Source organism: Spirosoma aerophilum, from assembly GCF_054782495.1.
In genome coordinates, this window is record NZ_BAAGSJ010000040.1 from 148,618 (window position 1) to 175,478 (window position 26,861).

Annotated in this window: 25 protein-coding genes; 2 read left to right on the plus strand and 23 right to left on the minus strand. The window is 52.4% G+C overall.

Annotated features, from left to right (window positions below; genetic code table 11):
- Window positions 1-77: 77 nt before the first annotated feature.
- From ACYVK4_RS32145 to ACYVK4_RS32160, 4 genes are all read right to left on the minus strand, one after another.
- Complete coding sequence (locus ACYVK4_RS32145) at window positions 78-590, minus strand: DUF305 domain-containing protein (RefSeq protein WP_012931085.1); 513 nt, start codon at window positions 588-590, stop codon at window positions 78-80.
- 99 nt (window positions 591-689) lie between these two features.
- A complete protein-coding gene (locus ACYVK4_RS32150; protein WP_293691124.1) occupies window positions 690-911 on the minus strand; it encodes a heavy-metal-associated domain-containing protein in 222 nt (73 codons plus the stop codon).
- A gap of 50 nt (window positions 912-961) precedes the next feature.
- Window positions 962-3,223: a heavy metal translocating P-type ATPase gene (locus ACYVK4_RS32155; protein WP_461131683.1), complete on the minus strand. Its 2,262-nt coding sequence runs from the start codon at window positions 3,221-3,223 to the stop codon at window positions 962-964.
- Between the two features lie 135 nt (window positions 3,224-3,358).
- Window positions 3,359-3,940, minus strand: a complete 582-nt coding sequence (locus ACYVK4_RS32160; protein WP_461131718.1) for a helix-turn-helix domain-containing protein — start codon at window positions 3,938-3,940, stop codon at window positions 3,359-3,361.
- 570 nt (window positions 3,941-4,510) lie between these two features.
- Here ACYVK4_RS32160 and ACYVK4_RS32165 point away from each other — a divergent pair.
- Entirely contained in the window at window positions 4,511-6,781 is a 2,271-nt protein-coding gene (locus tag ACYVK4_RS32165) for a heavy metal translocating P-type ATPase (protein WP_461131719.1), read from the plus strand.
- A gap of 132 nt (window positions 6,782-6,913) precedes the next feature.
- Here ACYVK4_RS32165 and ACYVK4_RS32170 read toward each other — a convergent pair whose 3' ends face one another.
- The 17 genes from ACYVK4_RS32170 to ACYVK4_RS32250 form a co-directional block, all read right to left on the minus strand.
- On the minus strand, window positions 6,914-7,357 hold the full coding sequence (locus ACYVK4_RS32170; RefSeq protein ID WP_461131684.1) for a 5-fold beta-flower protein: 444 nt from the start codon (window positions 7,355-7,357) through the stop codon (window positions 6,914-6,916).
- Between the two features lie 492 nt (window positions 7,358-7,849).
- On the minus strand, window positions 7,850-9,058 hold the full coding sequence (locus ACYVK4_RS32175) for a glycosyltransferase family 61 protein (protein ID WP_461131685.1): 1,209 nt from the start codon (window positions 9,056-9,058) through the stop codon (window positions 7,850-7,852).
- A 37-nt stretch (window positions 9,059-9,095) separates the two neighbouring features.
- Window positions 9,096-10,979, minus strand: coding sequence for an efflux RND transporter periplasmic adaptor subunit (locus ACYVK4_RS32180; RefSeq protein WP_461131686.1), 1,884 nt, complete (start codon window positions 10,977-10,979; stop codon window positions 9,096-9,098).
- Window position 10,980: 1 nt separating this feature from the next.
- A complete protein-coding gene (locus ACYVK4_RS32185; RefSeq protein WP_461131687.1) occupies window positions 10,981-12,438 on the minus strand; it encodes an efflux RND transporter periplasmic adaptor subunit in 1,458 nt (485 codons plus the stop codon).
- Window positions 12,416-13,741 (minus strand): TolC family protein, encoded by a 1,326-nt coding sequence (locus tag ACYVK4_RS32190; RefSeq protein ID WP_461131688.1) that lies wholly within the window; start codon window positions 13,739-13,741, stop codon window positions 12,416-12,418. The genes ACYVK4_RS32185 and ACYVK4_RS32190 overlap by 23 nt, the downstream gene beginning before the upstream one ends.
- Window positions 13,728-15,671: an efflux RND transporter permease subunit gene (locus ACYVK4_RS32195; RefSeq protein WP_461131689.1), complete on the minus strand. Its 1,944-nt coding sequence runs from the start codon at window positions 15,669-15,671 to the stop codon at window positions 13,728-13,730. Before ACYVK4_RS32195 ends, ACYVK4_RS32190 begins: the two co-directional genes overlap by 14 nt.
- Before the next feature lie 4 nt (window positions 15,672-15,675).
- Window positions 15,676-17,079: an efflux RND transporter permease subunit gene (locus tag ACYVK4_RS32200; RefSeq protein ID WP_461131690.1), complete on the minus strand. Its 1,404-nt coding sequence runs from the start codon at window positions 17,077-17,079 to the stop codon at window positions 15,676-15,678.
- Between the two features lie 119 nt (window positions 17,080-17,198).
- Window positions 17,199-17,429 carry a heavy-metal-associated domain-containing protein gene (locus ACYVK4_RS32205; protein ID WP_012931250.1) on the minus strand — a complete coding sequence of 77 codons (231 nt, stop codon included), beginning with the start codon at window positions 17,427-17,429 and terminating at the stop codon, window positions 17,199-17,201.
- 196 nt (window positions 17,430-17,625) lie between these two features.
- Entirely contained in the window at window positions 17,626-18,192 is a 567-nt protein-coding gene (locus ACYVK4_RS32210) for a helix-turn-helix domain-containing protein (RefSeq protein WP_012931249.1), read from the minus strand.
- Between the two features lie 54 nt (window positions 18,193-18,246).
- Window positions 18,247-18,723: a DUF3347 domain-containing protein gene (locus ACYVK4_RS32215; RefSeq protein ID WP_461131691.1), complete on the minus strand. Its 477-nt coding sequence runs from the start codon at window positions 18,721-18,723 to the stop codon at window positions 18,247-18,249.
- Window positions 18,724-18,761: 38 nt separating this feature from the next.
- Window positions 18,762-19,541, minus strand: coding sequence for a hypothetical protein (locus tag ACYVK4_RS32220; protein ID WP_012931247.1), 780 nt, complete (start codon window positions 19,539-19,541; stop codon window positions 18,762-18,764).
- A 6-nt stretch (window positions 19,542-19,547) separates the two neighbouring features.
- On the minus strand, window positions 19,548-20,264 hold the full coding sequence (locus tag ACYVK4_RS32225) for a DUF2231 domain-containing protein (RefSeq protein WP_461131692.1): 717 nt from the start codon (window positions 20,262-20,264) through the stop codon (window positions 19,548-19,550).
- Between the two features lie 70 nt (window positions 20,265-20,334).
- Window positions 20,335-20,778, minus strand: coding sequence for a 5-fold beta-flower protein (locus ACYVK4_RS32230; protein ID WP_461131693.1), 444 nt, complete (start codon window positions 20,776-20,778; stop codon window positions 20,335-20,337).
- Window positions 20,779-20,798: 20 nt separating this feature from the next.
- Window positions 20,799-21,458, minus strand: coding sequence for a class I SAM-dependent methyltransferase (locus ACYVK4_RS32235; RefSeq protein ID WP_461131694.1), 660 nt, complete (start codon window positions 21,456-21,458; stop codon window positions 20,799-20,801).
- A gap of 3 nt (window positions 21,459-21,461) precedes the next feature.
- Entirely contained in the window at window positions 21,462-22,325 is an 864-nt protein-coding gene (locus ACYVK4_RS32240; RefSeq protein WP_461131695.1) for a DUF2911 domain-containing protein, read from the minus strand.
- Window positions 22,326-22,333: 8 nt separating this feature from the next.
- Window positions 22,334-23,425, minus strand: coding sequence for a YncE family protein (locus ACYVK4_RS32245; protein ID WP_461131696.1), 1,092 nt, complete (start codon window positions 23,423-23,425; stop codon window positions 22,334-22,336).
- Between the two features lie 226 nt (window positions 23,426-23,651).
- Window positions 23,652-24,098: a hypothetical protein gene (locus ACYVK4_RS32250; RefSeq protein WP_461131697.1), complete on the minus strand. Its 447-nt coding sequence runs from the start codon at window positions 24,096-24,098 to the stop codon at window positions 23,652-23,654.
- Between the two features lie 179 nt (window positions 24,099-24,277).
- Here ACYVK4_RS32250 and ACYVK4_RS32255 point away from each other — a divergent pair, with 179 nt between their 5' ends.
- Complete coding sequence (locus tag ACYVK4_RS32255) at window positions 24,278-24,646, plus strand: four-helix bundle copper-binding protein (protein ID WP_461131698.1); 369 nt, start codon at window positions 24,278-24,280, stop codon at window positions 24,644-24,646.
- A 61-nt stretch (window positions 24,647-24,707) separates the two neighbouring features.
- On the opposite strand, the gene ACYVK4_RS32260 is transcribed toward ACYVK4_RS32255, so the two are convergent.
- Window positions 24,708-25,766, minus strand: a complete 1,059-nt coding sequence (locus tag ACYVK4_RS32260; RefSeq protein ID WP_461131699.1) for a sialidase family protein — start codon at window positions 25,764-25,766, stop codon at window positions 24,708-24,710.
- An 854-nt stretch (window positions 25,767-26,620) separates the two neighbouring features.
- A complete protein-coding gene (locus ACYVK4_RS32265; protein ID WP_461131700.1) occupies window positions 26,621-26,812 on the minus strand; it encodes a hypothetical protein in 192 nt (63 codons plus the stop codon).
- Window positions 26,813-26,861: the final 49 nt, after the last annotated feature.

A 26,861-nucleotide genomic window follows, 5' to 3' on the forward strand; every position in this document is an offset into this window, starting at 1 on the left:
TATAATTTAATAAAACAAAAAGCCCTACCTTATAGCAGAGCCGTTTATAATTGACAGGCCTGGTCTCTCAACCCTCTTTACTTATCCAGTTCAGCGATTTTGTCCTTCATTTGCCTGATTTCTTTTTCCTGCGCTGAAATGATATCCTGCTGTAACTTTTGCAGTTCGGGATCGCTGAGTTTGGCCGCCCTAGCCATCAGAATGGCTGCGGCATGGTGCGGAATCATCGACTTGGCAAACTGCTTATCGCCAACCGCCGTTTGATCACGAATGAGGAAAAAAAAGCCGACCAATGCTAGGGTACTAATCGCGACGACCAGAACATTCCGCTGTTTGTTTGTATACATGGACGACATTAATAGTACTTCGATAATAAGCATTGGCATTGTCATCAGGCCAGCCATATACAACTGATTGACGTTCGGAATTACATTTTCAAAGCGGTCCACCATCGAGTACATAAGGGTATACATTGATAAAAAGGACAAGACTCCCATGATGGCTAATTTGCCGTAGTGGTTTTGCCCAGCCATCGTGTGGCCCTGCTGCATTGACCGAGCCTGGTCGGTATGTTGATTGTGTGTTTCCATAAATAGATTTGTTGAGTACTGTTAAAACAAATAAGCTGCCCCACCGGACAGTGGACCAGCTTATAAGATTAAGATCATACTATTACAAAATTTTGGAAATCAGGGCCGTGGTATTGGGTCTGCTTTATAGCCTGCCCGTTCAACCGCTTTTCGAACCTCCTCACCAATGCGGTTGTCCGTTGTCTGCACGGTTAGAATCTTATCCGGGCTGGCGGTGTCTACATTCCAGCCATCGAGTTGTTCGATGTCATTGAGAAAAGGCGTTACGGTTGCCACGCAACCACTACACTTAATGTTTGTTTTGAAATTCAATGTTTCCATGTTCGTTATGATTTTTGTTATGTGTTTTGATTAAACGTAACCTTCGTTCATTACAACTTAGCCGCCCGAAGTCGTAAGCTGTTGGTAACCACCGACACCGAGCTAAGAGCCATTGCCGCCCCGGCAATCATCGGGTTCAGTAGGAAACCGTTGATGGGGTACAGCAGTCCGGCGGCAATGGGAATGCCGATGAGGTTGTAGATGAACGCCCAGAACAGGTTCTGCCGAATGGTCTGTACTGTTTTCCGGGAGAGCTGGAGGGCTTTGGGTACACTGTTCAGGTCGGAGGTGATGAGTGTCATCTTGGCCACGTCCATCGCAATGTCGGAGCCGCGGCCCATCGCAATACTGACATCGGCCTGCGCCAGTGCCTGCGAGTCGTTGATGCCATCGCCAATCATGGCCACGACCTTGCCCTGTTGCTGAAGCTCCTTCACAAACGCGGCTTTATCGGCGGGCAGGGCTTCGGCCCGGAAATCACTCAGGCCGACGGCTTTGGCCACAGCCTCAGCCGTTTGCGCGTTGTCGCCGGTCATCATATACACGGCAATACCCCGTTTTCTGAGTGTATGAATGGCTTCACGGGAGGTCTCTTTTACCGGATCGGCAATGGCCAGTACCGCCAGAACGCGCGTCTGATCGGCGAAATACACGACCGTTTTCGCTTCGTTTTGCCAGCCAGTTGCCAACAGTTGAACCGCCCGGTCAACCCCAACACCACGCTCCGTTAATAGCCGGGCGTTACCCACGGCATACGTCGTGTTCCCGTAGCGGCCTGAAACGCCCCGGCCGGTCAAGCTCTCAAACTCCTCAAGAGCCGTGCCGCTGATGCCGTTATCTCGTAGCCGCTCGACGACAGCATCGGCCAGGGGGTGTTCAGATTGGGACTCCAGCGCGTAGAGTATGGGCAATAAATTGGCCACCTCACCGTCGCTTACCTGCCAGGCCAGATCCGTTACGGTCGGTTTGCCTTCGGTAATGGTGCCGGTTTTGTCGAGTACGACGGCATTGACTTTGTAACCGAGTTCCAAACTTTCCGCATCTTTGATCAAAATATTATTGTCGGCCCCTTTGCCTACACCGACCATGATGGCCGTTGGCGTAGCCAGCCCCAGCGCACAGGGACAGGCAATGACCAGTACTGTAACGGAGGTCAGCAAAGCATGAGTAAACGCGTTTTCACCTCCTAAGAGCATCCAGGCTCCGAACGTCAGGATGGCAATACCAATGACAACGGGCACGAAAATCCCGGCAATTTTATCCACTAATTTCTGTACGGGTGCTTTGCTGCCCTGGGCTTCCTGCACCATTCGGATAATCTGCGCCAGTACGGTTTCACCCCCTACCTTCTGTGCCTTGAATCGAAATGCACCTTTCTGGTTGATGGTCCCGGCAAAGACCAACCCGCCCGGTCGCTTTTCAACCGGCACCGGCTCACCCGAAATCATACTTTCATCGACGAACGAGTTACCTGACTCGACCACGCCATCCACCGGAATCTTCTCGCCCGGTCGCACGACAATGACCTGTCCGACGCGTACCAGTGCAATGGGTAATTCGCGGTCAGTGTCACCCTCGACAACGCGGACGGTTTTGGGTTGCAGGCCCATCAGTTTCTTGATCGCCGAGCCGGTGTTCGATTTGGCCCGTTCTTCCAGCAGCTTACCCAATGAAATAAAGGCAATGACTACCGCAGCGGCTTCAAAATAAACGTGTGGGTGAAGGCCCCGACTGTGCCAGAATTGGGGGTAAAATGTATTGAAGGCACTAAACAGAAAGGCAATGCCCGTTGAGAGCGCCACCAGCGTGTCCATGTTGGTCTTGCCATGACGGGCCTGCTTCCAGGCGTTGACGAAGTAGGACCGCCCCAGCCAAAACACCACCGGTGCTGACAGCGCCATCATAATCCAGTTGGCGCTGGGCGCATTCATGAAGAACATACCCAATACGACCACTGGAACGGAAAGAATGCCTGCCCACAAGGTTCGCTTCTTCAGCGATTCGTACTGTCGCTGTTGCGCTTCCTGTTGTACCTGCTGAGGATCGTCAACGTCGACCACTAAGTCGTAGCCAATCGACTGTATTACCTGCTGCATCCCGGCCGGGGTAATCAGTTTAGCATCATACTCGACCGAAGCCGACTGGTTGGCGTAGTTGACAGCCGCTTTCGCAATGCCGGGTGTATGGCTAAGCATGGACTCGACACTGACGGCACAAGCTGCGCAGGTCATCTCCAGTACTGGAAACGTTTGGCGGGTTAGCTCACCCCTAGTTGCGGATTTTGCAGGAGCAGTAATGGGTTGGGTCATCATGGTTTCGTCAATTTATAGGACAAAGATCGCCCCGCGTACCACCCCTTTCGTTATACAATTACCCCGGCCGCTTGTGAGATTTTAGGGGAACCCGGTTAGGATGCCGCACCACCAGCGTATTGATTGCACGGCCGCTTACAGGGTCCCCTGCTGTAACGCTTGTTTCTGTTGACGTACCTGACGGAAATAGGAAGGAGTCAGGCCGGTCTGCTGCCGAAATTGGTTGGAAAGATGTTGCACACTACTGTAACCCGTTCGGTGGGCAATTTCGGTGAGGGTCTCATCTGAGTAGACCAGCCATTCTTTCACCTTGTCGATTCGCCGGAGGATGATATACCGTTCCAACGTGATGCCCTCTGTTTTTGTAAACTGACCGCTGATGGTGTCATAATCCAGGCCCAGCGCGTCCTGAATCTGGGTTGATAGACGGCGGTTTGGCCGGTCCGCCGGTGCGGATCCGATGTTGCTATCACTAAGGTCAGTCGCCTGGGCGAAATAGGAATCAACAAAGGTTTTGGCTCGCTGGTGAACAGTCAGTTTCTGTTGGCCCTCCAGAAGACTAAATCCCTGTTTCGATAAAACGGTCTGGATGCGCTCCATGTCATTCGACGTCAAAGCGTCCCGAAGTGTGACCTTTCCTAACTGAACAGTAAGGACATCGAAGCCAGCCTGGGTCAGTTCGCTTTGAACGACATCGATGCACCGGGCGCACACCATGCCCCGAATTCGTAGCAAACCTCCCTGGTGTTCCGCGTTACCGTCGTTCTGATCGTCCGGTTGAATCGCTTTTATTATTGTTGGCTCCATCTCTATCAGGCAATATCTAACAGGGCCGCCGGACTGTTGAATGCCAACCCGACTACTTACCCCGTCACCGCGCACTGTTAATAATGTAGGCAGTGTACTCAATACGATAACAAACAAAGCTATGGGTATGCGTGATGCCAGGGCTTGCAAAATTTGGGTCTTGCCTTGCAGAATTTTTGTAGTATGGCCTTTTCTAGCGTAAAGTGAGTTAATTAGAATGAGTTAGCGTGTTTTGCGCTTTCAGAATACACAACGAATACTAACGGAACCAGAAATATGACGCATCAACACCGGTATATGATACACGGCCTAACGACCACCGAGCAGGCCGAAGCCATCCGAAACCGTTTGATTGGTCAGCCCGGTATCATCGACGCCCTGTTAACAGTTGACCCACCCGAAGCCTTGCTTACGGTTGAGCAACTTCCTTCCGTTGCCGACATACAGCAATTGGTTTCGACGGTCGGGTCATTTCATGTAATGGAAGCTCGTGATGAACCGGTCCCCACACATACCGACCATCAGGCCAGCGGGTCGCCTGCCAATCACCCGCATGACCACGAACCGGATGCAAACCACGAAGCGTCTGCTGCCGAATCACCCGCTGAACAGCGGGCACTGCAACACATTGGGCACGATGGCCACAGTGGCCCCAACAATCCTGAACAACATCAGGGCGGTATGGGCATGGAACATGAGTCGATGGATCACGCCCAGATGGATCATTCTAAAATGGATCATTCCAAGATGGGGCATAGCCAGCAGGGCGGGCATGACGGTCCGCCGATGCGGGGACACGATCATGGGGCCATGATCGCCGACTTTTTACGCCGATTCTGGATTTGTCTCGCCCTGTCGGTGCCGGTTGTCCTCCTGTCGATGATGTTTCGCGACCTGACAGGCTATACTATTGATTTCCCCTTTCGGAATGGGGTGGTGCTGGTGCTTGCGTCCATCATTTATGGCTACGGCGGCTGGCCATTCCTGACGGGTATGATCGGCGAACTAAGGAATCGGCAGTTGGGCATGATGACGCTCGTTGCCGTAGCCATCACCACCGCCTATGTCTATAGCGTCGTCGTATTGGTTGGGTGGTTGAGTGGTATGGATTTCTTCTTTGAGCTGGCCACGCTGATTGATATCATGCTGCTGGGCCATTATTTCGAGATGAAATCGGTAGCCGGAGCCTCACACTCATTGGAGTTGATCGTACAGATGTTGCCTTCAGATGCCCATAAAGTGAATGGAGATACCATCAGCGACGTAAACGTAACGTCGTTGACTGTTGGGGACGTAGTATTGGTTCGACCTGGCGAACGTATTCCAACAGATGGCGAGGTGGTTGAGGGAGATAGCGCGGTAAATGAGAGTATGTTAACGGGCGAGAGTGTACCCGTACAAAAAGCGCTGCGCGATACGGTAATCGCCGGAGCGGTCAACGGAGAAGGGTCGCTTAAAATTAAGGTCACCCACCGGGGAGAAGATAGCTACCTCAATAAAGTGGTCAAAATGGTTGAGGAGGCTCAGACTGCCAAATCGCAAACCCAGACCCTGGCTGACCGCGCAGCGGGCTGGTTAACCATCATTTCCCTGTCGGTGGGGTTAATTACGCTTGTAACCTGGCTCTGGCTGGGTAAAGACGTCGCTTTTGCCATCGAGCGGATGGTGACGGTCATGGTGACGGCCTGCCCCCACGCCCTGGGCGTGGCCATTCCGCTGGTAGTAGCCATCTCCACGGCCATTTCAGCCCAAAAGGGACTACTTATTCGCAACCGGACTGCCTTTGAGGAGGCCCGCAAAATTACCGCGATGGTCTTTGACAAGACCGGCACGTTGACCGAAGGTGAGTTTGGCGTTACACGCGTCAAGGTGTTGTCGGCAGATATGGACGAGACTACTATGCTAGGTACGACAGCCGCTTTGGAACAACAGTCACAACACCCGATTGCCCAGGGCATTGTTCGTGAGGCCCAAAAAAGGAAACTGGATTTGCCAGCAATCAGCAACTTTCAATCCATTACGGGTAAAGGGGTTATGGCTATAGTGAACGGAAAATCGGTCGTAGTCGTCAGTCCTGGCTATCTGAAAGAAAAAGGTATCAAACTGCCCCCGGATGCTACTGGCAGCGAAGCGGAAACGGTAATCTTCGTTCTGATAAACGATCAACTGATGGGTTACGTAGCCTTAGCTGACCGTATACGCGATGATTCCAAAGAAGCCGTTCGACGCTTACAGGAGTCGGGTATAAAGGTGTATATGGCCACCGGTGATAACCAGAAAGTAGCCGATGCCGTGGCTAAAGAACTGGGTTTGGACGGGGTATTCGCCGAGGTGCTGCCCGACCAGAAAGTAACGATCGTAAAGGATTTACAGGCAAAAGGCCAATTCGTAGCCATGACCGGCGACGGGGTTAATGATGCTCCCGCCTTAGCGCAGGCCAACGTAGGCATCGCCGTAGGTTCCGGCACCGACGTTGCCGCTGAGACTGCCGACATTATCTTAGTCAACAGTAAACCCACCGATATTACCAACCTGGTTGATTTTGGAAAGGCTACCTACCGCAAGATGATTCAGAACCTATTCTGGGCGACGGGCTATAATGTGATTGCCGTTCCGCTGGCGGCTGGGGTGCTGTATCCCAACTTTGTGCTTAGTCCGGCTTTGGGTGCTGTATTGATGAGTGCAAGTACGGTGATTGTGGCGCTGAACGCACAACTCCTAAAGCGGAGTCTTCACCCCAAACAGGAATAGCTACTACTCCTTTACGGTTAATTTTATCCGTTCAATGGACTGTTTCTCTAAAATTAAGGCCCGGTCACCAAAGCAATAAAGAGCTTTAGCGACCGGGCCTTAACCTTGTAAAGTATCGAGTTCGTACCGTTACTACTTGTTCATATGGGTATGCTGATTCTCAAAGCAGTGCAGGGCGCAGGCTGTTCCTTTGTAGCTTTCATGCACATTCCCGATTTTTTTGCCCTTAGCATTAAAAATGTCACAGGTTTTGTCCGGATTATTTTTGATGGTGAACATCAGATCGCCATTGGCATCCATATAGGTTTTCCCGTCTTTTCCCATATGCCCCATTTTCTTGTTCGTTTTGGCATCGACTAAGTTGCCCTGTCCGTCTACAAAGGCCATTTTGTGTCCTTTTGCATCCTGTATCATCTTGTCTTTGGTAACGAGTCCAATCGTTGCTCCCGTAGCGTCTTTCACCTGCCCAGTGGCATTGATCGTCATCGGTTGTTTATAATTGGCACTTTGCGCATACGTATAAAAGGGGCTGGTAATCAGGCAGACAAAAAGAAAAACGAGTGCTAGTGATTTCATGATAGTATTGTTAAAAGTTGGTTGTAGTTAGCCAAGGCGACTCGCTTGTTGTATCCGTGGGCTTCACCCATGTAGCGTACCAAGCAAGATCACTGGATTAGATAATGATCTGTATAAAGGTCAGAAGTTCGAAGATTCAATGAGATGATCTTAGTTACATGAATTCCTGACCTTTCTCATATTTCTACAACTGAAGCAGTTAACTCTTCATTTGACAGTCTTACATGAAAAAGGGGTGGAAAACGGCAGGCAGGAATATGAACTACTTGGCTTTGCCTTAAGACAACTGATAACCTTATACTGACCTATGAACTAGACGCTCAGTCAGAGAAGACTGTTAAGCCATGAATCGGAGGTCAGAACACGAATTGAGGCAATGAGAACTAAGTGGCTTACCATACAAAATTGAGAGAAGCTGCACCTTCGAGCATTCTGAAAAGTTTAGCCAATCGATGTGATCCGTACTATCTGCCAGACAATTGCCTGCTAAGATCAGTTGTACGCTATGCCCTTGTTGAAAATCTTTTCCAAACAACGTTCCAGCTCGTCTACTGCTACATATATGTCGTCTTCCAATCCGGCAGCCCAACCCCCCGTTGCTGCTGAGCCGTGAAAGTAGGCCGAATAGCGTAGGCCGAGTTGCTCAGCCATATTTCGGTAGAAATCGGGGAAATAGGTTGGGGTGAACAACTCAAACAGATGTGTGCCCGGTTGGCACCAGAGGATGTTTACAAACGAGGCCCCGTGTGGACCAATTATAAATTCGGCGTTTTGGTAGATAGCCACCTGGTCAGCTACTGAACGGGGCTTGTCTTCGATCACCTCAATGTTATAGCGTCGCAGCAAATCGATCAGATCAGGCTCGTTGAGCACTCGCCGTCTCCCAGCACGGCTCATGTACACCCGGTTGCGTTTTCCTGATGGTGAAGGTAGTTTAGGTAAGATGTGTTTGCGGAGCGCGTTGATGTCTGCCTTGTTTGGATAAAACCAGTGGCCGGTATTCGCCAGCACACATTGCTCGAAACGTACCTGCGTCGTGCAGGTATCCACAATACGGGCCGGATCTATATCCATCAACGAAAGATACTCCCGCTCGTAGGTGGTGTTAAATAAGGGATAAGCGACGATGGCTTCGTTGAACATAGCTTCAGGAATGGCTTCTTTAATCCGGCATAATTTCCCTGCCACTAACATCACGAAGTCAAAATACCCGCCCCAGACAACCCCATCCAGGTAATGACTCCAGGGAGCAATCAAGGTTGTAGTGGTGAGCTGATGGCGCTTTTTTAGGTGAAGGACGTTCCGAAAGAAATCATCCGTGTTGATATCCGTACAGAAAACAAACTTCCGGCTGCGAATACCCCCATACGGAAGTTGCTGAAGCGCTCCATTTAATTGTCCTAAAAGCCACACCGAGACAGGTTCAGTTGCTGACTGAATGGCAGGGAAATACACCTTCGTAGGATTGCTCAAGTCAGCGATCTCAGAGAGCGATAGTGCGTTAGCGGGGTAGGTAAGACACTGATACGGTTCAAGCTGGTAGGCTGTTTGTGGTTTATCTAAAAACTCATACCCCAATTGGCGATAATACCATCGGGACCCCTTGCCTACGACCAGCTTGACCAGTTTGGCGGGAAAGCGTTTGAGTTTTCTATGTAGAGACTGAAACCGGGATACGCGGATGGATAGAGGTAGAGCCATAAAAATTGCGTTTAAGCAAGTAGTCTGACGTAACGGATCAATTGATTTCTTCCTTCGTTTCTCCGCAGGTCAGCATCTGATCGCCGAAAAAGGGGTTGCGGATAGGCTTTTTGTCGCTGAGCCAGTAACTGCCCTTGTTATTGAGGGCCATCGGGCAGTATTGACGGTACACTGGTTTATCCATAATGCCAAACGCCTTCACGCTTCGGTACAAACCATCCTCGAACTGAGCGTAGGCCGTGCGTTGCTTGTCCAGATCGCCCGTACTGCGAATCGTTTTCAGCGCAGCATTCATCGAATTGAAATTCTTCATCCAGTCGGTATGGGCCTGACCGGATATCTGCTTCATGTCCACCCGGGAAAGGGCCTTTTCGACCCCGGTTGCCGCAACTTTTGTGCCACCACTATTAGAGCCTATCAACGATTCAGTCAATTTTAACGAGGCTTCATACACACCCGTTAACTGCTTTTTGAAGGCGTCCGGTGCACCACTACCCGTTGGTTTGCCAGATGAGAGTTCTGGTACCGGCTCCCCGGACTGGCTGACAGGGGTTGATCCCGCCTGGCGGCTGGCAATCGGTGCTGGATTAGTCTCGGCGTTTGGTGTCGATTTAACGCCCGCTTCGTCTGCCTGTTTGGTAAACGGATTCACCCCTTTTTTAAGAATTAGTTCACTATAGAGCAGGTAGGCCCCTGACATGGCTATGGTCTCCTCGCCGTTTAGTCCGCTGGTGATGACCACCCGCTGATCGGTTTCCGTGCCGGTTTGAACACGACGCGGCTGGAACGAACCCGGCCCGGTCTGCACAAACACGACCGCGCCCTCTCCCCCCCGCACGACCGCATCAACGGGCAGCGTCAGCCCGCGCTGTACCCCATGCCGGAGCAGCACCTGAGCCTGTTGGCCGGGTTGATACCGCCCGCCCGGATTGGCCAGGACGGCCCGCATAATGAGTACCTGACTACCCGCCTGGTATTCAGGGTTGATGAACGCAACCCGTGCTGTCAGATCCCCTTCGTATCCTATTACCTGCACGGATACCCGGTCGCCAACTTTCACGAACTTCGCTTCACCGGCGTATAACTCAGCCTCGACCCAAAGCTGGCCGAGATTAACCAGCCGGTAGAGCAAGGCCCCTTCACCGACGTATTGCCCTTCACTGGCCGCAATCTCGGTAACCGTACCCCCTGCCGGAGCTACGAACGGAATACGGGGCAGTACTTTCCTGGTTCGGCCTAATACGGCAATCTGTTCAGCGGTCATGCCGTAGAGCCGGAGCTTCTGCTCGGCGGCCTGGCGAAACTGACTATACCGCCCGGATACGTTCGACGCTTCGCCGTTGCCCATTTCCTGCTCTTGTTGCAGCGCGATTAAATATTCCTGCTGCTGGGTAAGCAGCGGTTCGCTGTAGATTTCATACAGTACCTGACCCTTACGGATGGTCTGTCCGGTTTCCTTTACGTACAGCCGCTCAATTCGGCCAGCCACGCGGCTGCTGATGACATCCGTTTGCTGCTGATCGGCCGCTAACCGGGCGTTCAGGACGGTGCTGTTACCGATGCTGCCCGATGATACCGGTTGCACCGTTATATTGGCCAACTGCATCTGACTGGCGCTAAGCATAACCGATGCGTCGGACCGCTCACCGGCTTTTGTACCCGTTTTACCGACAGCTACCAGGTCCATGCTACAAATAGGACACGTACCCGGTGCTGACTGCACAATCTGTGGGTGCATGGGGCAGGTATAGGTTGTACCTCCCTCCCCGTCAGGGCCGTGATTATGTCCTGAATGATCATGGTCGCTGGCGGCAATTTGCGTCGAATCATCCGCTTTAGTCGAGGACGTACCTCCTGATTGGCAGGAAGCATTGAGCAGTATCAATAGCCCCGCCGATCCATACAGCCATCGTCGTATCATATTATTGGGTAGCCTGTGCTACGTTAACGAAGCTTTCACTATCAATTAAAAACTGGGCATTCCGGGCCACGGCCTGTTCTTTCGTCACGCCACTCCTGATGGTCACAAACCCACCTGCCTGAGCCCCTGTCTGAACACGGATAGGTTTAAAGACTCCCAGCCTTTCCTGTTGCACAAACGCAACCTGCTCATTGCCTAAATCCAGCACGGCCGTTGCGGGCAACCAAAGCTCATCGTTGGCATGCTGTCCGGTAGCACCCCGACGGATGTTTGCCCGGGCCAGTTGACCCACGCGTACCGAATTACTACCCGGCAGGTAAGCCCGAACGGTAACAAAGGGTGTCCCTTTTTCTACGAAGGGGACTACGAAACTTACCCGTGCCGGGCGTGGTCGCTGGCCCGTCTGATCAAACGAGATGGTTAACGCATCGCCGGGTTTGATACCAGCCGCATCGCGGGCGTATAGCCGGAACTCAGCCCACAGGCGGCTGGCATTAACCACCCGGAACAGGGTTTGACCCGTTTGCACGTACTGCCCTTCCCGAAGCAACAACGACCCACCAACAGGACCACCATCCGGTGCCGGAGTCGGGGTAGAGAACGTGACTTCGTCCGTTCCCGCCGTGGCTCCACCGCCGTTCATGCCTCCACCGCTGCTCATGCCTGTATTCGACCCGCCAGTTGCCATGCCGCCCGATGCGGGTGTGGCTGCCGATGGTGAACCGCTTGACTCCTCTACGACGTAGCCGTCGTAGGGACTGTACACGGCCAGTGAGTAACTGGGCTTGCGCGTACGGACGAGGTCGGTAATTTGTCCGTCCGTGACACCCAGTAACCGAAGTTTTTGCTTCACTGCCGAAATCAATGGCGCGTTACCCGCGTCGGCATCGAGCAGGTAAAGCAGTTCGCGTTGGGCTGTGACAATGTCGGCACTGTAGAGTTCGAGCAGTTTTTGCCCTTTGCGAATCGGCTGGTAATTGAAACGCACGTACAGCTTCTCCACCCGCCCGCCAAACCGGGCAGGAATGGTGTAGAGCCGACGCGTGTCATACGTCACGATCCCATTGGCCTGCACCACTACGGCTTCATCACGCCGTTCGGGATGAACCGTGGTGATGTTGGCCACTACGACCGAGTTGGTTGATTGCAGCAACGCATTCAGGTCGGCATCGACCTCCAGGCTATCACCTCCCGCGCTCACTTTTTTGACTAAATCCATGCCGCAAATCGGGCAGGTGCCGGGTTTATCCCGCACAATTTGCGGATGCATCGGACAGGTGTACGCTACTTCGTCAGCAGCATGGTTGTGCTCGGTTTGAACACTGGTCGCCGGTCCGCCGGATCGATTGGATTCGTTCTTGTCATTGCCGCTTTTGCAGCCTGCAAGGAGTATCAAAGCCAGCACCAGTAACCGGGCTATTGACCCTGAATGCCTTTTATTTCTCCAGTTCCCGTTCATAGCTCACAATCATGCGGTAATAGTCCTGTAGGCGCGTCAGGTAGTCCATCTGCGTCATATTTAGTGTTTCCCAGGCATCAATGACGACGGGTAACTCGCCTTTGTTCTGTTCGTAGGCAATCAGCTGGGTGTCGTAATTTTTGCGGAGGGTGGGAATTACCCGTCGTTCGTAGTTGTCTACCTGCGTTCGCATGTTCCGTATGTCAGTCAGCATCTGGGCGACCATACCCTGCGTTTCATTGAGCATTCCTTCCCGCTCGTAGCGCATGGCTTCGATATCCTGCTGCATGCCTTTAATTTCGGCTTTGTACATCCGGGACGCCCAGGGTACAACCGGGATCGAAATCATACCCATCAGCGTAAACTGGGTAGGCATCATGCTCTTGACCCCCGAAAACGGCTGCATGTGGTCAAACCGGATGCGAAAGTCGGGGCGGGCCTGCGCCTTCTGTGCTTCGATGCCTGCCTGCATACTCAGAATCTGCCGGTCCATGCGCCGGATGTCGGAACGTACCTGGCCAATGTCTTCCGTAGTGGGCAGGGCTTGCTGCGGTTCGGCCGGCCGAAGGGTAGTATCCGGTTGAAATGCCTCGGTTGTGGGCCGGTTCATCAACGTGTTCAATCCAATGCGTTTACGCTCAATATCGGCCTCGGTCATCGTCACCATGTTATCCAGCTCGTAGAGCCGACCTTGCGCTTTATAGATGTTACCTAAGCTGCCCTGCTGGTAAGGATAGCGGATGTCGGCCAGCTTTTTCATCAGTTGCAGAATACGCCGGTTTTCTTCCAGTACCGTCAGCCGTTTTTCCAGCACGAGCCAATCAAAATAGAGTTGTTTGGCATCTGAACGCAGCCGGTTGAGCGTTACGCCCCGACCGGCCTCCTCAACGGCGGCTTTCGACTGTTGAAAGACCTGCGTGGCCCGCTGCTTGGCCCGGTTGGGAATGTCCTGCTCCACGGAGACCATGCCAAAGCCCTTGTCGCGCTCGTCCATAATCATCTGCGCCGGATAAGGGGCCATGAACGTACCTACGCCCACCATCGGGGCCATCCAGCTACGCGCTCCTTCGGCGTAGGCACGGGCCGCTGCGGCCCGGCTTCCGTAGGGTTTCAGCAGCGGGTTACGCTCGTCAATCCGGGTCAGCACACTATCCAGGGGCAGCACTGGCACGGTCCGTCGCACGGCGGGAGCGGTCTCGCTCGGGCCCGTCCGGGGAGCCGGTACCGGTTGCCCGACTGCCTGACCGTAGCCATGACCCGTCAGCAACAGACAAAGAGTTAATATGGGGTTAATGCGAAGCATCTAATACGTCGAGTTTACCAAATTTGCGTAATTCATACTCCTTGGTCATCAGGAAGATGAGCGGAGTGACGAGCAATATGTGCGTGGAAGAGGTCAGTACGCCCCCGATCATTGGCAGGACAATCGGCAGCATCACGTCGCTGCCTACACCAGCCGCCCACAGCACCGGCACCAGACCAAACAGGGCTACCGATACGGTCATGATTTTAGGTCTCAGCCGCTTGGCTGCGCCGTTGATCACGTACTCCCGAAGCTCCTCCCGGCTGATGGTTTCGCGGGAGTTTCCCCGCTTGGCCACCAGTTGTTTCATGGCGTCGTTGAGGTAAATGACCATCACCACGCCCGTTTCAACCGCAATGCCGAACAAGGCAATGAAACCCACCGCTACGGCCACCGATAGATTTACGCCGTAGAAGTACACCATGTAGGCCCCGCCGATCAAGGCGAAGGGAATAGTAATGAGGCTCAGAAAGGCTTCCCGCGCTGAGCCGAAGGCTAAATACAGGGAAAGAAATATGACGATCAGTACAATGGGCGCAATGAGCAGCAGGGTTTGCCGGCCCCGGATGAGGTTTTCATATTGGCCGCTCCACTCCAGAAAATAACCATTTGGTAGCTTCAGTTCTCGGTTTACTTTGGCAATGGCTTCCTCAACCGTGCCGCCCAGATCCCGGTCGCGCACGTTGAACATGACCGCGCCCCTTAACAGCGCGTTATCCGACGTGATCATCGGTGGGCCGTTCTCAAATTTGATCGTGGCTACCGCCGAAAGTGGAACCGTACCAAAAGCAGCCGTGGAAATGGGAATGCGCCGGATGCGCTCGACGCTGTTGCGGTAATCCTGCGCCAGCCGTACATTGATGGAAAACCGGCGACGCCCTTCGATCGTCTGCCCGATGGGAGAACCGCCAATAGCCGATTCGACCACGTTATTGACGTCATCCACATTCAGCCCATAGCGACCCAGGGCCTCCCGGTTCACATCGACGGTCAGGTACTTACCGCCCGTCACGGGCTCGACGTACAGATCTTTTACGCCGGGCACTCCGTTCAACGCAGCTTTAACCTGTTCCGAAACAGCATAGATACTGTCGAGTGACTGCCCGTGCACCTTGATGCCTACGTCAGTACGGATACCGGTGGACAGCATATTGATCCGGTTGATGATGGGCTGCGTCCAGCCGTTGACCACGCCCGGAATCTGGAGTTTGGCGTCCAGTTCGTTGATGAGGTCTTTCTTGGTAATACCTTCCCGCCACTCAGCCTTGGGCTTGAGCATGATAATGGTTTCAATCATGCTGATGGGCGAGTTGTCGGTCGCCGTCGAGGCCCGCCCCGCCTTACCCAACACTTCAGCTACTTCCGGGACCGATTTGATGAGTTTGTCCTGCACCTGCAAAATCCGCTTGGCTTCGGCGTTCGATATATCGGGCAGGGTCACGGGCATAAATAGAATCGACTGCTCGTCCAGGGGCGGCATGAACTCCGAGCCAAGGCTCATCAGCATGGGTACGCTGATGGCTAGTGCCAGCAGGTTAATACCGATGGTCGTCTTGCGCCAGCGCATTACCCAGCGGATAATGGGTTCATAAATCCGTTCCAGAAAGCGGTTTATGGGGTTTTCATGGTCGTCTTTAAAACGGCCCTTCATAAACAGCGACAGCATCACGGGGGCCAGCGTAACGACTAAAAATGCATCCACCAGCAGGATAAACGTCTTCGTCCAGGCCAGCGGGTGAAATAATTTACCTTCCTGACCGGTCAGAAGAAAGACCGGCAAAAACGAGGTTATAATGATGATGGTCGAATAGAATACGCCCCGGGATACCTGAATGCTCGACCGCTCGATAATCGCAAGCCGTTCTTCTTCAGGTATATCAACATAGTTTTTGGGCCCGCTACCGAACCAGCTTTTTATCTTTTTCCACATGAGTTTAGCGCGTTTGTGGGGTGGGTTTAGGGACCAGTTGTCCATTGATGTAGTCACCTTGCCCATTGCCGTTCGTGGCTGATGGCGTGTCGTTGACCGTGCCTGATGGGGTAACAGCAGGCTCCCCGTTACGCGCTGCCGTTAACTCAGCCTGCCGAACGGCTAAATTTTTGTACGCATTCTCGGCCATGATGATACCGTTATCGACGATCACGCCAATCGCCAGGGCAATGCCGGTCAGCGACATGATGTTGGAGGAAATGTCGAAGGCATTGAGCAGAATAAAGCTCGTGGCAATGGTAATCGGAATTTGAATGATGATACTGACGGCTGACCGCCAGTGCAGCAGAAATAGAATCACCACCAGCGAGACGACAAGCATCTCTTCAATCAATGTGTGCTGAATGGAGGCGACCGACTCCTGAATCAGCCCACTTCGGTCATAGACAATGTTAAACCCTACCCCTTCGGGCAGGCCCTTCGCGACTTCTTCCATTTTCTGCTTGACGTTGCCAATGACCTCATCAGCGTTCTCGCCGTAGCGCATCACCACGATCCCGCCCACCGCTTCGCCCTGCCCGTTTAGATCAAAAATGCCCAATCGGGTTTCGCCCGTCATCTGGACCGTTGCTACATCAGCCACGCGCACAGGGACGGTGCTGACGGTCTTCAGTGGGATGTTCTGAATCTGCTCAACGGATTGCAAATAGCCCGTCGTCTTGATGATGTAGCCGATACCGCTCAATTCAAATTTACGCCCCCCGGCTTCGTTATTGTTGGCCCGGATAGCCCCAATGACCTGCGGTACTGACAGGCCATAATAGGTCAGCTTGTTGGGATCGAGTGTAACCTGGTACTGCTTCTGAAAACCGCCGAATGAGGCAATTTCAGCGACACCCGGTACGTTTTGCAGGCCAAACTTGACGTACCAGTCCTGCACGGCCCGCTGTTCGCCGAGGTCCATGCCGGGTGCTTCTAAGGTGTACCAGAGAATATGTCCCACGCCGGTGCCATCGGGGCCAAGGGTTGGCGAAACACCTCCGGGCAGCAGCCGGGCGGCATAGTTGAGCCGCTCCAGTACCCGTTCTCTGGCCCAATACACCTCTGTATCATCGTTAAAGATCACGTAGACGAAGCTCATGCCGAACATGGACGTACCCCGCACGTATTTCACCTGCGGCAAACCCTGTAGGTTTGTCACGAGCGGATACGTAATCTGGTCTTCGATAAGCTGCGGAGAGCGGCCCATCCACTCGGTAAAGACAATCACCTGATTCTCCGACAGGTCGGGAATCGCGTCAATCTTACCCGTCTTTACTGAGTACACGCCCCAACCAAACAGGCCCGCTGCCAGCAGCAGTACCATGAAGCGGTTACGGAGCGAAAATTTTATCAATCCTTCAATCATACCGATTGGCCGGTTTGTCGGTCTGTACGACCCGGCGCGTTTTAGTGTTTTATCCGTGGGCAGCCCATAAAAAAAGCCGCCTGTTTGTGGCGGCTTTCAAGGGCGAAGGGTTTCCCGCCTTATTGGGGTAACACCTCGGCTTTGTAGCCTGCCTGCTGTACGGCTGCTTTGACTGTATCGGCCGTAACGCCGAGACGTTGGACCGCTTCGGTCTGCACCGTCAGCACTTTATCGGGATTCTGCGTATCGACCTGCCAGTTGCCTGCGCCAACGGATTCGTTCAAAAAAGGCGTTACCGTAGCCACGCAGCCCCCACATTTAATATTCGTTTTCAGTTTTATCGTTTCCATGACCGTTTTCAGGTTTGTCTAAATTACCCTGCAAAGATCGCCATGGAGCGGGGCGGAGCCGTTATACAATTCCCGCACTCGCTTGCAAAATTTTACCTCGTGTAACCCACAAGCAGGTTGCAGGGGTTTACCTGTACATTCATCAACTTCTGCTTCACTTTCCAGTGAGCAGCAACCGGTTTAAGGCTGAATAGTTTTATATCCAATCTAGTGGGTTTCGGTCGGTTGTATGCTGATTCCGGTAAGCAGCGGGTGTCAGTCCGGTTACCTGCTTGAATTGATTCGTCAGATAAGCCACACTGCTATAGCCCAAGCGTTTGGCGATGTCGCTGATGGGAATTTCGTTGTAGCTCAACAATTCTTTGGCCCGCTCGACCCGCTGAAGTATCCAGAACTTTTCGATAGTCAAATTCTCCGTTGTGGAAAACAGATGGCTCAGGTGCGCGTAGTCCAAACCAACATGGTCGGCTAAATAATCAGACAACGTCGTTCGTAACCCAGCGATGTGCCCGCTTTGGATCAGTTCAATAATCAGGGTTTTGACCTGGTTAACCACGCGGGTCGTTTTATCAGTCAATAAAGCAAACCCATGCCGCTCCAGCATGGCGGTAATCGTCGTCAGATCAGCAGAAGACTCCTCCAGTAGAACCCGCCCCAACTCGACCTGCGTGACCGAATAGCCCAATCGTTCCAATTCGGTGCGCACGACCCAGATACAGCGGTCGCATACCATGTTTTTAATATAGAGTTCCTGTAGAGCCATCAGCAGTAAGTTCCCCGGAGACAATCCGTTAGATCGTCTCCGGGTGGTGTAACACTATATTTCTTCTTTTACTGACCCACACTTCAGCATCTTGTCACCGTAGTATGGATTTCGTACCTCACGGGTAGCGCTGAGCCATGAGGCGCCCTTACCCTCAGCGGCCATCGGGCAAAACTGGACGTATGTTTTAGCGGGCTTAGTGGCTTTTGCCAGGGCAATCATGCTCGTTGAGAGGGCCTCGAACTGCTCCCGTTGTGCGTTTACATCCGTCGACTTGCTAATGGCAGCGGCTTTACTTTTCGCCGTCACCAGGGCTTTCTTATCGGTAACGGATAGCTTGGCAGGATCGACCTTCCCCAGCGCATCGACCAACGTGGTTGCGCCCGTTTTGGCTTTCCCGGCATCGGTCGCGACGAGGGCATCTTTCACCGAGTAATAAGCGGTGAGTGCCGGTGTCGTCGTTTGGGAAGAAGCAGCCAGTGAGACTAATGATAGGCCCAGAACGGCCACGGTAAATCGAATCGTTTTCATTGGTTATCTAGAGTTTACTTGGTAAAGTATTTGGTTGATTAAAAGGCAGTTGGTTGCGATTTTCGTCCTTGTTTCGGCTTCCGCCTTAACTGGGGAGACGAAACGAAATACAGCGCAAACCCCGACGAGATTGTCAGCAATCCGAGTATAGAGAAGGCCCGAAGCAGACCATTATTAATATCGTCACGCCCTTCGTAGTCCATCGTGTGGAGCATCCAGAGCACATCAAAAATGCGCCAGGGGTCGGTTCGCACGGTTTGCACCGTACCCAGTTGAGCCGCTACGTACACCGTCGCGTGGGCCGGTTGCCGGAACGTAATGGCATAGGCGGGCAGCGGCTTTTCACGGTACTCGTGGTGCCCGTTGGTCGTTGTCAGGTACTCAACCCGCTCAACCTCAGAGGGGCCACTAAATCGTTGCCGGGCCAGGGCAGTAGCCTCGGTTTGCGTTAGCTCACCCCGCAATTGACCGGTCTTCGCGTCTGCCAGTTGGGTGTGCGTCAGGACATGACCGTTTCCATGCTGCATCTGATAGCTTAGCTGGTAGAAAGGCCGGTTGAGTACCTCGATCAGGGTCACCGTCAGCAGGGAAGTCATGCCCATCTGCCGTAACGCGTTCATGGGAACGGAAGGCGAAACCAGCGATTGGGAGACGGGAAATCCCGTCGCGGCCCGTTTCAGATGGTCACCGTGAATATCGTTGAGGTTTGACCAGCTGAAATACAGGCCACCCACCGTCCAGAGCAAAAACTGCACGCCAATGAACAGCCCCAGATACCGATGGGTTTTGCGAATGCGCAGATGCCAGGTTCGATTCATGCCAGCTTATTCGGCTTTCTGTGACTGTTTATGTTCGTGGCGGTTGCCATCGGCGGGTTCCCCCTCATGCTGTTCGAGGTAGGCCCCCCGCGGGCCAATACCGTAGAGGTACGTCAACGCGCCCCCCTGATGGCCGGCCAATCCGACGGCAATGCCCGCCCCGACCAAAGCAAGAGCCGCTACGCCTTCCAGCCACTTCAGGGGTCGCCAGAGCGTTATGCCTTTAAGCAACGTACCCACCAGCCCCAGCCAGATCGTATAATCTGCGTAGGTTTCGTGGGTTTCTAAGGCTACCTGTGCCGCATCGCTCAAGCCGTCCGTATGCGGATGCACATACGTACCCGCTACATACGCCCCCACCGTTCCAACGGCAGCGACCAGCAGCGTTATCCAGTTGAGCGACCCCGATGGTTTTAGCAAAACCACGAGCTGTAACAACGCGGCCAGCAGTAGCATACTGATAGGTACGTGGACGACCATCGGGTGATACGTCGGATAAGCGTCCAGTGGAGCGGGCATAGGAGCCATCGCCTGACGCTCATCCATGTGCATACTATCGGCAACCATACCCCCATGCTTCATCGACTGATGCTGGCTCAGGCTCGAATCGCGACGGGTTGAGTCCGTTGCGGCTTTCTTCTTGTGTTTTCGACCATGTCCAAAACCGGGTTGAATCAGTAACAGAAGAGCTGAAATCAACCATAGTGTCCGAATTTGCTTCATTGTTTCAGGTGATATGGGTGTAGCTTACATCCACGTGTATTGGAATGCCGACTGGAGGAGCTTGCCTGGCTTACTTCATGTGCGTATGCCCGGCCTGAAAGCAATGCAGCGCACAGGCCGACCCTTTATAGCTGTCGTGCACATTGCCGATTTTAGTGCCTTTCGCGTCGAAAATGTCGCATGTATTGTCGGCGTTGTCCTTAATGGTGAACATCAAATCGCCGTTGGCATCCATGTATGTTTTGCCATCCTTGCCCATTCTTCCCATTTTCTTGCCCGTTTTCGCATCCACAAGGTTGCCTTGACCATCTACGAAGGCAATTTTTTTACCGGTAGCATCCATAATCATTCGGTCTTTGGAAACGGTGCCAACGGCTTTGCCCGCCCCATCTTTAATCTGTCCAGTGGCAGAAATACTCATCGGCTGTTTGTAGTTGGCCGATTGGGCGAACAAGAGTGAAGGCAGGGCCATCAACAAGGCCAGCATCAGCATTGCGGTTTGTTTGGTTTTCATACTATTCGTTGTTTAAGCAATTAGGCTGGCTTTACTGCGTAGTGCAAAGCCAGTGTTCCAAAAAGCGTGTTGACTTGACTGGTCTGAGTAATCTGACGAAAACCCTCATTATAGAGCATATTCGGTAGAAGTCCCTCTACGTTAGCTCTGGTTGTATCGAACCCGTCAAAGAACTGAAGACCGTAAAACAACAACCTCATAAAATCATTGGCCGGCTTGCCCCAATCCGCCAGCATTAATACACCTCCCGGTGACAATACCCGATGCATCTCCAAAATCGATTGCCGTTTATCCGCATCAGACAGGTGGTGCAGCAGAAGGCTACAGGTAACGATGTCCATGCTATCCTGGGGATAGGGCATTGCTGTTGACAGGCCTCGATCCAGCGTGAGCGGCCAACCTATCACCGCCTGCTTTTGTTGGGCAATAGCCAGAATCGTTTCATCACCATCCAACCCAAACACACTAGCTCTAGGAAACTGCCGATGCAATAACATGGCCTGTGTACCCGTGCCACACCCCACGTCAAGGATGTACCTGGGCTTGCTGTCCTGAATTGGTTCAAGCAGTAGCGTCCGAACGTGTTCTTCCTGCATGGTTAGCGCCATTAGCCGGTCATAATACCGGGTTAAGCCGTTCCAGCGCAAGGCGGGTTTGTACGAAGCAGTGGCCGGTTTCATGGTTTATAATTTCTTTTCCCACTCAGCAATGAGCTGCTTATTGAGCGTAACGTACTCGGTAAACTTCTTCTCGGCGGCTAATTCTGCTGACTTCCGGGCCGCAGCAATGGCCGCTTTGTAGTCACCTGTCATTGCCAGCAGCTTGGCTTGCAGATGCAGGTAATTGAACGCCGGTTTGCCGGTGGCCGCTTTGGTGGCCCACGTCAAGGCCTGTTTGGCATCCTTGTTTGTGTCGAAATAATACAGAGCCGACTGATAAAATACGCCCGACTCCTCATCGGTGGCGGCTGCCGTGCGTTTTAGGATGTCTGCCGTAATGCGCTCGTCAGCGTTGCTCACGAGCGGAAAATGCACCGACGTATTAGCCCATGTCAGGTACAGATTGGCCTGATTCTTTACCAAATCCTGCACCTCGATGGTAAACGACTCATAAAACCGCACGGACGAGTCTGGTTTGACCGTAAACCGCAGCACATCGTTCTTGGCTTCGTACCCCGCCGTGCCATGCCCTTCCGTGTACGAGTTCAGGATCACCGTCCATTCGGTGCGGGTTGGGATGGTGAAGAGCGAATACTTGCCAGCGGGCAGCAGTTTTCCGCCTACGGTCATCGGATCGGTACTGGTCAGGATCGTGGCATCCGACGCGCCGGTGCGCCACAACTCGCCATAAGGAACCAGCTTGCCAAAAATGGTGCGGCCCTTTACTGCCGGTCGCGAATAGTCAATGGTCAGGTCAGTAAAACCGATTTTCTGTTTGATCGTTGCTGATGGGGAGGGTTCTGGTAAGCTCAGTTGCGCCAGCGTTGGTTGTGCCAGCAGTCCGGTCAGGAGCGCAACAAAGGCGGTGGGTTTACTTAATGGGTTCATGGTAAGATTTAGTATTTGAGAACGATACCATTGGGTTTTTTGCCTACCGGGATGTCTTTCGATTTGGTCCGTTTGGCCACGTCTACGACGGATACCGTAGCCGCCCCTTGATTGGTGACGTAAGCGGTTGCGCCATCTTTGGTGAAGGCAATGGCGTGCGCGTCGAGGCCCGTCTGAATTTCACTCATCTTCATCCAGCTACCATTCATACGCTCGAAAATAGAGACCTTATTACCTGTTCCGGCCTGGCTGACCCAGAGTTCGTTACGGGTGGCATGGTACGCTGCGTAGCCAGGCGTGAAACCCAGCTTAATCGTTTCCACAACGGTTAAACTCGCTACGTCGAGCACGCTGATGCTTTGGCCTTTTTCATTGTCTACATACATCCTGCCATCGGCTCCGGGCCACGCGCCAACCGGGTCATCGCCAACCGGAATCGTCTTGGTAACCGACTTGTCGGCGACCTTGATGACCGTGACCGTATTGCTCATGCCATTGGCCACGAATGCGTATTGACCGTTCGCCGACATTGTTACTTCGGCGGGTTCCATACCCACAGCGATGGTATTCTTCAATGCCATTGTAGTTGCATTATACACCAGTACCTTGCCGGCATCATCCATCTGGGAGGTCCATATTTCGGAGCCGTCGGGCGAAAACACGGCGTTATGGTTCATCACCGGTGTTTGCTGGTTGACCGTCGTCGCGCCCGTTTTAGGGTCTACCACCAGCACCCGACCGGTCATGCCTGATGTGCCCCCGGCGTGGCCCGCACTGAGGTCCATGCCGGGTACCCCAACGCCCAACTTGCTGCCATCGGGGGATAGGTAAATGTGATGGGGCCACATGACCATGTCGGTCATTGACATAGTACTGTGGCCGCCTGAGGCTTCGCCAAACGCGATCGTTTCTTTCACCTGCTGACCAGCCAGATCAATAACCGACAGGCTATTCCCTTCAGCATTGACTACGTAGGCAGCCGGGTAGTTAATATTTAGTTCAGGTTGCATGGATGACATGTCATGCGTGTTGCAGGCAGATACGCCCAGCATCACTAAGGCCGCTATAGCCAGCGCCCGTCCGGTAGTTTGGTTGTTCATTGGAAAAGATAGGTTGTGAAAATGATGTCTGACAGCTGACCGAAAGCTAGGTTCCTTAGCATAGAAACCGCTCAGCTTAGACAGGATCAAAACATAAGGAGCACCTCGGCCGGTATAGCCGCTGGTCGCATGAGCAGGGAACCCCGCTTAACAGAGTCGCACAGAAAACCCGCTGACCGGGACGTTCAAATCCGTCCGCCAGCGAGTAGCGACATAAATCGTTGGCTCAAATAAGCCAGGTACAGTGGGAAGTCAGACGAAACCGACCCGTTCGATGAAGTGGGGTGTCGGCAAACGAAGAAATGGGTTCAGCCGAAGGGAAGGGCAGCAGAGCCGCCAGCAGAAGCTGAAATTGGGGATTGGGTAGAAAATCCGCTGGCTGGGGAGCCTGATGCGGGTGATAGTCGGCCACGAAGCTGCTCACATCGAGGTGTTCATAGCTGAGCGTTGTCTTACAGCAGGGTATTCTTTTAACGACCGGTTCGCCCGTTGCCGGAACTGATGGTTCGTCAGCCAGACAGTGTTTGGGGCAATTTTTCTGAACTGCCAGCAGGGTCTTCGAGTGGCCGCGCATCTGACACCAGTGTTCCACCATACCAAAGCCCATACTGCTTACCAAAACCAGAAGGGCCAGCCAGCAGCAAAATAGACGGGTATGTAGGGATTTTGGCATTGAATACACGATTACCGGAACAAAGGTAATCGCTTTTCTAAACAGATGATTTACAGGATTCCGTGTAGCCTTTACAAAATTTATAGAAGTGAGCCGTATCCTTAGCGAACGGGATTAACCCACTCAACCTATCGACGTTGAATCAGTTAATCTAACTGATAACCAAAACCTCTGTTTGTATGGAAACTGCCTTAGCCCCCCAACATTTTCAGGAATGTATCGACGCCTGCCAGGACTGCGCCGTAAGCTGTGATGCCTGCGCCGAAGCCTGTTTAGGCGAAGTGGATGTAAAAATGATGGTCAACTGCATTCGGCTCGACCGCGATTGCGCCAGGATTTGTTATATGGCCGTCGCTTTCATGGCCAGTGGTAGTCCCCATGCAGCTGATGTCTGTCAGCTTTGCGCCCACCTTTGTGAAGCCTGTGCTACCGAGTGCGGAAAACATGCTGACCACATGGATCATTGCCGACAGTGCGCCGAAGCTTGTCGGAAATGCGCTGAGGAATGCCGTAAAATGGCTCAGGGTGCCCACGCAATGGCGGCTTAATAAATTGTAGAGCGAACAAGCTCCATCGGGTTAAAACCTGGTGGAGCTTGCCAGTTCATGCTTACGGCTTAGGGCGTAAATTAGTTGTGGCCATCATCACCTGCCCCTCTGACTCCCAGACGCACATTACGGTTTGGCCCGCAACGGCAATACTGGGCATCTGACCTTTACCAACCTGGAGTGTTGGATTAGCCGCTGATTTAACCCAAATGATGCCTCCCTCATCCCAAGCTAATACGGGTTGTGCTGTTCCAGCAGCTAAGGTTATGTTGCGACCCGTGGTAATCGATTGCTCTGGCTCACCGGGTAAACATGTATATAGATTATTTTCACGTCGCCAGGCAGTAATGGGCTGACCTGCTGCTGAAAGAACGACCGCGCCCCCATCCATCGGACAAGCCGTTAATTTCCAGGTGCCCGTACCCAGTTTTTGGGCAGGAGCGTAGGTCTTGCCGCCATCCGTCGAGTGAATCAGATGTAAGTCACGTGAACCACCCAGCCAATTGCGGAACTGTACATATACATCATTATTTTTAGCGGCAAGTGAAACCTTACAGCACTCGCAAACGGTGCCATCAGGCGATCTATAGATAACCTGATTTTTGGACCAGGTGCGCCCCCCATCCCGGGAAGAGGCACCGACAATTTTATTCTTCTTATCGTCACGCAGGTCAAGCCAGGCGGCATGGAACAAGCCATTGCCACTACCGGCGATGGCTTGAAAGCCTTCTTTGGCGATCTCGGGTACATCATTAACCCGTACGGCTGGTGACCACTGATTTGTAGCTCGGTTGAGCGAGTACGCATAAATATCACCTTGCCGGTTAACGGCGGTTATCACAATAAACTGATCCGTGACAGCCAGTTGTGGGCCACGCTTGGCCCCGGCCACTAAATTTGACAGGGTCGCTACCCGGGTAGGAAGTTTAAAGGAGTCCGTGGAGCTGTTTGCTGTAGTATAGTAGATCGTTGAATCCAATCCATAGACCAGATGCATTGTGCCTTTTGCATCAGCCTGAACAACGGGAAGATGCCCCAAGGCGACTTTTTGGGGAGTGGAAGGCTGACAGGTAGCAGAAAGAAACCAACCCTGCCATAAAAATAATAACAGATAACGCATGCGAGTAAGTAGATGGATTGGTATATGCAATGAAGCAAATTAAGCTTACTATATAACTGAATAGAAGCGACACTTTTTTAAGTGGCTGTTATTAAAGCACGTTAGAAAGCAGATTTCCTATAGATACTATTTAGTTTGTGATCCACTAAAATGACTTCAACCCTTATTTGTGTAACTCGCAATCGACTATTAGTCAATAATTTCGCTCAAGATTGACTGTAATCGACTTGCTCTGAAATCGTTTAATAAAAGAACCGTTTAACTATACTATTTTTATTGTATTTAACCAATAATGAGTTATTTATATAGATATTGAAGTTGCGAAAATCGTCCATAAATACATCGGTATTCTTAACCAGCCGATTACACCAGTTGGTTTCTCAGCGAGTTAAATCCACATCCAGATTCAACGGACAAGGATTTTCTGTAAAAAGTGTATTACGGTAAACCTTACTTTTCTTAAAAGACACAATTACTTTCTCGGACATAAACGGACGCGATCCAGCACGGTTCGCCGTTGCGATACCTTCGTAGTGACCGTCCCCGGCTGGGCCGGGCGGGCCAAGCGGTCGGAAATTGCCGAAGCGTCCCGCGACGGCGCACCGTACCCGGCGACAGAAGGCAGCCACCTCTTTGTTTGGTTGTGCCCAACAGTCTCACAAAAACGCTCCTACTTGAGACTAATTCAGCTGATAGGTTAGCGAATTATTAACCCCTTACAAACGGTCGTTTAGAAAATGTAAAACCAGTGAAGCAACCTTGAACGGGCAGACAGGATAATGAAAAAATATATAAATTATCTATTTTAGTTACTTTACAAAAGCGTGTGAGAGGAGGTTGCCTTACAGAACAAACTAATCTGGCCATTTCTCTAAACCAGCAGCAATGCGTAATGCCCGTTGCACATCTTCCCAATAATAACCGCTGTCATAACCAGTTGACAACCGATCACAGATCGTTAGAAAATCATTAGCGGCATCAAACCGCATTTTCTCAGGAACTGGTTGCTCGGGTTGAGCTGAGAGTTGATCGGACACGCCTTCCATGCCAGAAATAATAAATTGTAAATAATACTAAAAAAGCCCCACGGGATAA

Coding starts and splice junctions, on each gene's coding strand:
- ACYVK4_RS32155 (WP_461131683.1), bottom strand. CDS start 3,223: ATGATGACCCAACCCATTACTGCTCCTGCAAAATCCGCAACTAGGGGT.
- ACYVK4_RS32230 (WP_461131693.1), bottom strand. CDS start 20,778: ATGAAAACCAAACAAACCGCAATGCTGATGCTGGCCTTGTTGATGGCC.
- ACYVK4_RS32255 (WP_461131698.1), top strand. CDS start 24,278: ATGGAAACTGCCTTAGCCCCCCAACATTTTCAGGAATGTATCGACGCC.
- ACYVK4_RS32260 (WP_461131699.1), bottom strand. CDS start 25,766: ATGCGTTATCTGTTATTATTTTTATGGCAGGGTTGGTTTCTTTCTGCT.
- ACYVK4_RS32145 (WP_012931085.1), bottom strand. CDS start 590: ATGGAAACACACAATCAACATACCGACCAGGCTCGGTCAATGCAGCAG.
- ACYVK4_RS32150 (WP_293691124.1), bottom strand. CDS start 911: ATGGAAACATTGAATTTCAAAACAAACATTAAGTGTAGTGGTTGCGTG.
- ACYVK4_RS32215 (WP_461131691.1), bottom strand. CDS start 18,723: ATGAAAACGATTCGATTTACCGTGGCCGTTCTGGGCCTATCATTAGTC.
- ACYVK4_RS32265 (WP_461131700.1), bottom strand. CDS start 26,812: ATGGAAGGCGTGTCCGATCAACTCTCAGCTCAACCCGAGCAACCAGTT.
- ACYVK4_RS32245 (WP_461131696.1), bottom strand. CDS start 23,425: ATGAACAACCAAACTACCGGACGGGCGCTGGCTATAGCGGCCTTAGTG.
- ACYVK4_RS32195 (WP_461131689.1), bottom strand. CDS start 15,671: ATGTGGAAAAAGATAAAAAGCTGGTTCGGTAGCGGGCCCAAAAACTAT.
- ACYVK4_RS32250 (WP_461131697.1), bottom strand. CDS start 24,098: ATGCCAAAATCCCTACATACCCGTCTATTTTGCTGCTGGCTGGCCCTT.
- ACYVK4_RS32235 (WP_461131694.1), bottom strand. CDS start 21,458: ATGAAACCGGCCACTGCTTCGTACAAACCCGCCTTGCGCTGGAACGGC.
- ACYVK4_RS32210 (WP_012931249.1), bottom strand. CDS start 18,192: ATGGCTCTACAGGAACTCTATATTAAAAACATGGTATGCGACCGCTGT.
- ACYVK4_RS32225 (WP_461131692.1), bottom strand. CDS start 20,264: ATGAAGCAAATTCGGACACTATGGTTGATTTCAGCTCTTCTGTTACTG.
- ACYVK4_RS32160 (WP_461131718.1), bottom strand. CDS start 3,940: ATGGTGTGCGCCCGGTGCATCGATGTCGTTCAAAGCGAACTGACCCAG.
- ACYVK4_RS32165 (WP_461131719.1), top strand. CDS start 4,511: ATGGAAGCTCGTGATGAACCGGTCCCCACACATACCGACCATCAGGCC.
- ACYVK4_RS32205 (WP_012931250.1), bottom strand. CDS start 17,429: ATGGAAACGATAAAACTGAAAACGAATATTAAATGTGGGGGCTGCGTG.
- ACYVK4_RS32200 (WP_461131690.1), bottom strand. CDS start 17,079: ATGATTGAAGGATTGATAAAATTTTCGCTCCGTAACCGCTTCATGGTA.
- ACYVK4_RS32185 (WP_461131687.1), bottom strand. CDS start 12,438: ATGAACGGGAACTGGAGAAATAAAAGGCATTCAGGGTCAATAGCCCGG.
- ACYVK4_RS32190 (WP_461131688.1), bottom strand. CDS start 13,741: ATGCTTCGCATTAACCCCATATTAACTCTTTGTCTGTTGCTGACGGGT.
- ACYVK4_RS32180 (WP_461131686.1), bottom strand. CDS start 10,979: ATGATACGACGATGGCTGTATGGATCGGCGGGGCTATTGATACTGCTC.
- ACYVK4_RS32240 (WP_461131695.1), bottom strand. CDS start 22,325: ATGAACCCATTAAGTAAACCCACCGCCTTTGTTGCGCTCCTGACCGGA.
- ACYVK4_RS32220 (WP_012931247.1), bottom strand. CDS start 19,541: ATGAATCGAACCTGGCATCTGCGCATTCGCAAAACCCATCGGTATCTG.
- ACYVK4_RS32175 (WP_461131685.1), bottom strand. CDS start 9,058: ATGGCTCTACCTCTATCCATCCGCGTATCCCGGTTTCAGTCTCTACAT.
- ACYVK4_RS32170 (WP_461131684.1), bottom strand. CDS start 7,357: ATGAAATCACTAGCACTCGTTTTTCTTTTTGTCTGCCTGATTACCAGC.